7 protein-coding genes are annotated in these 6,802 nt (G+C 64.3%); 6 read left to right on the plus strand and 1 reads right to left on the minus strand.

All coding sequences use genetic code 11. From position 1 onward, the window contains the following. The 6 genes from KRR26_RS35895 to KRR26_RS35920 all read left to right on the plus strand — a co-directional run. On the plus strand, window positions 1-250 hold a 250-nt coding region (locus KRR26_RS35895), incomplete at its 5' end, for a hypothetical protein (protein ID WP_217082116.1). A 378-nt stretch (window positions 251-628) separates the two neighbouring features. Then, window positions 629-1,192, plus strand: coding sequence for a DUF2924 domain-containing protein (locus tag KRR26_RS35900; RefSeq protein ID WP_217082117.1), 564 nt, complete (start codon window positions 629-631; stop codon window positions 1,190-1,192). After that, window positions 1,189-1,389: a hypothetical protein gene (locus KRR26_RS35905; protein WP_217082118.1), complete on the plus strand. Its 201-nt coding sequence runs from the start codon at window positions 1,189-1,191 to the stop codon at window positions 1,387-1,389. The genes KRR26_RS35900 and KRR26_RS35905 overlap by 4 nt, the downstream gene beginning before the upstream one ends. Continuing rightward, window positions 1,386-2,933 (plus strand): recombinase family protein, encoded by a 1,548-nt coding sequence (locus KRR26_RS35910; protein ID WP_217082119.1) that lies wholly within the window; start codon window positions 1,386-1,388, stop codon window positions 2,931-2,933. The genes KRR26_RS35905 and KRR26_RS35910 overlap by 4 nt, the downstream gene beginning before the upstream one ends. Window positions 2,934-3,479: 546 nt before the next feature. Continuing rightward, window positions 3,480-3,932, plus strand: a complete 453-nt coding sequence (locus KRR26_RS35915; RefSeq protein ID WP_328707276.1) for a PspA — start codon at window positions 3,480-3,482, stop codon at window positions 3,930-3,932. 388 nt (window positions 3,933-4,320) lie between these two features. Continuing rightward, window positions 4,321-4,956, plus strand: coding sequence for a hypothetical protein (locus KRR26_RS35920; protein WP_217082120.1), 636 nt, complete (start codon window positions 4,321-4,323; stop codon window positions 4,954-4,956). 309 nt (window positions 4,957-5,265) lie between these two features. Here the strand turns inward: KRR26_RS35920 and KRR26_RS35925 are convergent, their stop codons facing one another. Beyond that, the gene (locus KRR26_RS35925; protein WP_217082121.1) at window positions 5,266-6,102 is read right to left on the minus strand and encodes a hypothetical protein; all 837 of its coding nucleotides are present in this window, start codon (window positions 6,100-6,102) and stop codon (window positions 5,266-5,268) included. Window positions 6,103-6,802 lie beyond the last annotated feature (700 nt).

A 6,802-nucleotide genomic window follows, 5' to 3' on the forward strand; every position in this document is an offset into this window, starting at 1 on the left:
CGAGGTGGTGGACACGAGGGCCTTGCGACGCCTGCTGCAGGAGAACCTCCGCGAAGGGGGCTACGTCGTCGCCCTGAATGAGCGTGTTTGTTTCGACGGGCGAATGAACCGCCGGCGCGCGGTGGTGTTGGACTTGTCTCGCACGCACCTCGCCTCGGTGGGGGACTTCCCTTGCTCCACCGAGAGTGGCCGCGATTGGCGTGCACGCAGTTGTGGCTATGACTCCGCAACAGAAGAGGCCAATGGGTAGTGGGCTGCCAGCGGTGTGCCTCGCGGCGAGTGGCCGCGAGGCACGAAAGCCGCGTGCGAATGTCCCCCCATGTTTGCAGGTGGCTTTTTGTCATGGTGATGAGCCCGAACATGTCGAAGCAGGAATGTGCCGCCGCGGACGAGCGGCCGAGTGTCCCGCGACAGCGACGCGAGGATGCAGTCGACGTACTCGCCGAGGCCCTCTGGGAACTCTGGCTGCGCCGACATGCGCAGCTGCAACGACAGGCGCCAACGTGGGGCGCGAAGGAGAGCGCGCATGGCTGAGCCGCAGACTCTCGACTTGTCTTCTTTCGGGGACAGAGCGTCCATGGCCTTCGCCCGAGGGCGTGCAGCCCCGGGCGAAGGAGACAACACCACCATGGCGAAGAGAGGAATTGCGCGCGCCGCGCGCAAGCAGTTGGCGGACGTGCCGCAGCAACTGGCTGCCCTGGCCAGCATGTCAGTGCCGGAGTTGGCGGAGAAGTATCAGGAGCTGTACGGCGAGCCGACGCGCAGTCGCAACCGGGACTACCTGAAGAAGCGCCTGGCCTTCCGCATTCAGGAGCTGGCCGAGGGCGGACTCTCCACGCGCGCTGTCGCACGCATTGCGGAGCTGGGGGACAAGCTGCCCGAGCGCTGGAGGATGCGGCAGGTGGAGGAGGCGAAGCCCGCAGCGCCGCCTCCGCCTGCCGTAGCGGGCGGGCGCGCACCTGCTGCGGACGGGCGCGACGCGCGGCTGCCGCCGCTGGGGACGGTGCTGACGCGCGTCTTCAAGGGCACGCAGCACCGAGTGACGGTGCGCGAGGGCGGGATTGAGTACGAGGGCCAGCTTCACCGCAGCCTCTCCAGCGTGGCCAAGCTGATTACGGGCACGGCCTGGAATGGCTACACCTTCTTCGGGTGCGCCCAGAAGGCCGGCGGCTCGAAGGCGGTGACGCCATGAGCGGCCCTTCCTTCTTTCAAACGTACATGGGGCAGCGCTTCTACGAGACGACGATGCCGCAACTCGTCCGCCAACTGACGCGCCTCAACGACAACCTGGAGCGGCTGGTGGTCGTGGCGGAGCAGCTCTCCGGGCCGAAGCAGTCCTCGAGCGGCGACCCAGTGCCGCCGACGACAGAGGGGGTGGAGAAACCATGAGGAAGAGCAAGCCAGCGCCTTCGGATGCGAAGCGCTGCGCGGTGTACACGCGCAAGTCCACGGCGGCGGGCCTGGAAATGGAGTTCAACTCGCTGGACGCCCAGCGCGAGTCCTGTGTCGCCTACGTGCAGCGCCAGCCCGGCTGGGTGTTGGTGGACGAGTCCTACGACGACGGGGGCTTCACTGGCGCCAACATGGAGCGGCCTGCCTTCCAGCGGCTGCTGCAGGACGTGGACGCGGGCCGGGTGGACGTGGTGGTGGTGTACAAGGTGGACCGCCTCTCCCGCAGCCTCCTCGACTTCGCGAAAGTCATGGAGCGCTTCAACGCGGCGGGCACGTCCTTCGTCTCGGTGACGCAGAACTTCAGCACGGCAGACGCGATGGGGCGGCTGACGCTGAACATGCTGATGTCCTTCGCTGAGTTTGAGCGGGAGATGATTTCCGAGCGGACGCGGGACAAGGTGGCCGCCGCGCGACGCAAGGGGAAGTGGACAGGAGGCCGCGCGCCGCTGGGCTACGACGTGGTGGACAAGCGCCTGGTGGTGAATGAGTACGAGGCGGTGGTGGTGCGGGAGGCCTTCGAGTTGTACCTCCAGCACCAGCAGGCCTCGGCGGTGGCACGCCTCCTTAACGAGACGGGGCGTAAGACGAAGCGGTATGAGGCCCAGAGTGGTGCCACGCGGGCATCTCGAAAGTGGACGACGCAGGACGTGCTGCGCGTATTGAGGAGTCCGCTGTACGCGGGCTTCGTGCCATATGGCGACGAGACGCACCCGGGCGAGCACTCGGCGATTGTGGACAGGGCCACCTTCCACCGGGTGCAGGACTTGCTGGAGGGCCCCGGCATTCAGTACCACGGGCGTAACCCCGACTACGTGCTGCGAGGACTCCTTCGCTGCGGCCTGTGCGGCGAGGCGATGACGCCCGGCTCCACGCGCAAGGGCGAGCGCGAGTACCGGTACTACCGCTGTGTCACCCGGGACAAGCAGGGCAAGGCGGGGTGCAGGGCCGCGCCCCTTCCGGCAGCCGCCCTGGAGGACTTCGTCGTCGCGCAGCTGCGGGAGGTTTCGGTAGGTGAAGGCTTCGCCGTCCAGGTTCATGCTCGCCTCACGGCGCGCTTGGTAGAGAAGCACGAGGCCTTGCGTGTCGAGCGCGCACAGCTCCCGAGGGACTTGGCCAAGCGCGCTGGGGAGTCGAGGAAGTGGGTGGACTCCCTCTCCAAGCTGGACGGCCCAGCCCGGCGCCTCGTCGAAGAGAAGCTGACGGCCGCTGAAGAGGAAGTCGCTGGCATGCGAAAGCGCCTGGCGCAAGTTGAGCGCGCCCTGGACGCGGTGAAGGGGGAAGAGATGGAGGCGGCGTGGGTGGCTCAATCCTTGGCGGACTTCAGTGTGGTGTGGGACGCCCTCACGGCCGTCAACCGGGGACGCCTGCTGCGCGCCCTCGTGGGCCGAGTGGTGGTGAATGAGGCGACGGGCCAGGTGGACGTGCACTTGGCCCACGCCGGTGACGGTGCCGCGCCCGAGCGTGGTGAGGCCGCGGCATGAGCACGAGTCCCGAGTCGCAGTTGGCGGAGGAGCGCATCGTCAGTGCGCGCTTTCATCGCGTGCACCGCCGGGCGGGAGTGAGGCTGCGCGAGGGGCAGCTCCCTCCGCCGCGCGCGGAGTCCAGACGTCCGTCCCACGTCGCCCGCATGTTGGCGCTCGCCCACCACGTCGAGGCCGCGATTTGCCGCAGGCACGTGCAGAGCGCCGCGGACATGGCTTGCCACCTCGAGTTCACCCGGGCGCGAGTCACGCAACTCTTGGACTTGGTGCTTCTCGCCCCAGACATTCAGGAGGCGGTGTTGTTTTTGGACGCGGTGGACGGGGTGGAGCCCTTGAGTGAGCGGGGCCTTCGGGCCATTGCACATGCGGGGCCCTGGGAGGTGCAGCGCGAGAAGTGGCTCGCGTTGGTTGATTCGTGCCGAATCAAACCATGCGGGAATTCTGAAGCAGGTGTTGCGTTGGAAATCTAGGAGTTCGTGTATTGTCGATGCAGAGGTAAATGGTTTCTCAATACGGCGGGCATGAGGCCCAGAGAGTGTGCGCGACGTGACGATTCAGAATGACATGATGGGCGCGATTCGGGCTGTGGTGGCAGACGAGGTGGCGAAGACGCTGGGCCGCCAAGTGGAACTCCTGGAGCAGATTGCCCGCTACCTGGGCGTCGCCCCCAGCCGTGCACCGGCCTTGAAGCGCGCCTCGGCAGCTGCGGCCCTGAAGCGCGAGGTGGCGAAGGTGCCGGCTGCGAAGGTGAAGTCTCCGGCTCCCAAGCGGCGTGGACGTCCGCGGAAGGTGAGCGCCGAGGTTGCGCCTGGAGCCTCCAGCCAGGAGTCGGCCGCGTCTCCTTTCAAGGCGGGGCAGCAGGTGCGCTACAAGCAGGGGCGGGGTTCTTTCACTGCGCAGGTGACATCCATCAACGAGAAGGCAGGGACTGTGACTCTGGCGCGAGACAGTGACGGCAAGCAGGTGGCCCGGCCCTTTGCGAAGGTAGAGGCGGCCTGAGTCAGAGTGTGCACGCGCCGCCCTTCGATTTGAACGAGCCGTCGAGTTGTGGGGGACGAGGAGCCCCTTTCCCACTGGGGCTCCAATCGATGCTCATGTTTGAGCGGCAGCAAAAGCCTTCGGGATATGGCAAGCGCTGTCCGCGCCAATGCGGTCACATTGCACTAATCGCATGTAGTCGTCGCTGGCATCGGAGCTGCCTGCTGGCGGCGCCGTGCAGCCATGAAGAGACATGCGCGCCGCCCGAAGGTTTCGTGAGTTCCTCGTTTTAGTGGCCGAGGCATTGGCCATGCTCGTGCAGTTCGAATGGGTGACTCCATTCGTGAGGACGAGCCGCCATTGCCTTCCAGGTCATCCCATCCCGGGATGGCGTCACTGAGGAGGTCTCTTGAAAGTTCATCGTGTCGGGCTTGTTGCGGCGATGAGCGTAGTCTTGCTGCAGGCCTGTGGCGGTCCTGCCGATGCGCTCTCCGAAGAGGGGGGCACGGAATCTGAGCGGGTGCAGCTCGGCGAAGCGCATTCAGAGCTCTCGGTTTCCGGGTACACCGTGAGCTTGAATATTCATGGGGGCACGGGCGGAGGAGCCGGAAGTTTGGCCTGCGCGAGTGGCTATGTGGTCGTCGGCTTCTATGGACGTGCCTGGGACTACGTCGAGAGGTTCGGACTCATCTGTGCTTTCCTCAATGCGGATGGAACTTTGGGAAGCCAGTACTCCACGGGCTATGTGGGGGGCACGGGTGGGTCGGACTTCGGCTCCATCAAGTGCCCGACCAACATGGCCGCAGTGGGAGTGAGAGGGCGCGCTACAACTTTTGTGGACCGGTTCGGCCTCTATTGCTCCGGAATCAGCAACTGGAGGACCTACGGAACGGTGCAGGCCGTGACGGGTACGGCGGGGGGAAGCGGAGGGATCGCCTTCGAGAACGATATGGCGCCAGTTGGCTACGTGCTGACGTCCTTCAACACCTGGGCTGTGGCGTACGTGGATAGGCTCCAGGGCGTCGCCTCATTCATCTCGCCATAGGCCCAAAGGCCGCGTCGCTCGGCTGGTGTGAGTCGGCATCTCTCTTCCACTGGGAGGGAGATGCCGAGCTTGGTGCGCGACACTGCCTGCTCAGTCGAGGCGTCGCATGCATGGGCTACCCCTCGATTATCTGACCAGTTGAAATGAGAGAGCCCTCACGACCGACCTGCCTCCTGGCTGCGAGGACTCGCTCACTCCTTAGTGGTCCTCAAATCAGGGAGCAGCCCAGTCCGGCTCTCATCCGTTTGGGCGGATTCGAAAGTGCCGTTCATTGTGGGAGGGAGCTGCTGAGACTCAGCGGCATGCTCGCTAGTCCAAGGTGTAGACTTGTGGTCCGATGACATAGATGAACATGGTGCCGTCGATGTTCATTTGCTGAAGGAGTCTTCCGAACGTCAAGATGGCTTCGTCCATATCGGCATAGGAGGCGATTTCCTCAGTCAAGACAGAGGGGGGATAAGCTTGGGCGGAGCGGACCCAGTGGGACCACTGTTCGCTCGGCGGCCCAACCTGGAGGTAGGTAGAGGTTTTCCCCTCAGGTACAGGGGGGAGAGGATACGCGCCGCGGCTGGTGATGGCGACCACTGTTCGGTCTCGAATACCAGGCTCGTGTGCCCACTCCACGGAGTATCCGTCCTTCTCACCCATCAGCGTATGGACGTCCGCGGCCGAGCCCTTGGGTCTCCACACGTCAATGAATAGCTTTCCACCGTAGTTGCCATCTTTCAGCCAACGGCCCAAGTACTGAATCGCGGCGTCCACGCGCTTGTAGCTCGAGATGGTGATGGATGGAGTTTCGGGGCGACACAGAATGTAGTCAAAGTTGTCCTCATTGCAAGGGAACAGCCACCCCTGTCGCTGCATGAACGTGTAGTCGAGACCATCGATGAACCCCCACCCGAAGTCCGGTCCCCGGGGATCTGTCGGGTACATCATTATGGCATCGATGCTCAGATGGGGTGCCCCGGATGGCAGCATCCCATCCGCCCTGCGAGTCTTTTTCCGTACCACGATGGGACGGCTACCATGCCCTGTCAGGATGGCTTGTCCGTAGTCGCCTTGGGGCACATTCGTGAAGAGGTTGAGTTCCACCGAGTATCCATCGTACTCGCCCTGCAGAGTCTGAACGTCTCTCTCGGTCCCCATGTCTGGCGTCAAGGGGCGAGGGCCTGTGGGATGTGCGCAGGCGCCCAATGCTGCAGTGATGAACGGAATGGCGACGCACCATGCGGCTCGCGAAATGCTCATGTGAGGAGCATTCGGGCCTTGGGAGACGATGCCAAATCATCGTTTCATCATTTCTCTGCCCGGGATTGTGGCACAGGGCCCTCGCGAGGTTTCGCGTGCCGCTCAGGGGCGGCGGACTTGTTGACGAGCACCCCGTGAAAGTAGGCCGTCGCATGTCATAGTGGCGCGGGCTGACCTCTCGGGCGGGTGGGCAGTTTGTGCGTCACTCGCGGCTCTTGAGGCGCGTGTCCGGGGCGAGGGGGCAGCGAAGGCACCGTGCATCTCCGACCGTTCATTGCGCTTCCGGATTGTTCTCCTGACACGAGTGCAGGGGCGGTTCCTGGTTTGTATGCAGAGCGGGCTGGGGTCCTGTCCACCCAGGCTCGGCCGCACTGATTTCATCCGAGGCGCGGAATCCGTGAGTCCTCTGGGAATCCTTCAAGGGCTTCACACACGTCCCCTTGGCATGTTACTTGGGAGGTGCGTCAATGAACCTGGAAGGTGCCTAGTGGCGCACCCCGCATTCTTGCGTGGTTGCCCGTGGCCCAGTCGGTGTGGAGGCATTCCCATGACGAAGAGCCCAGTAGAGCGGACGACAGAGGACTTACCGCCCAGGAAG

The sequence above is a fragment of the Citreicoccus inhibens genome, from assembly GCF_019039035.1.
GTDB classification, from domain to species: domain Bacteria; phylum Myxococcota; class Myxococcia; order Myxococcales; family Myxococcaceae; genus Citreicoccus; species Citreicoccus inhibens.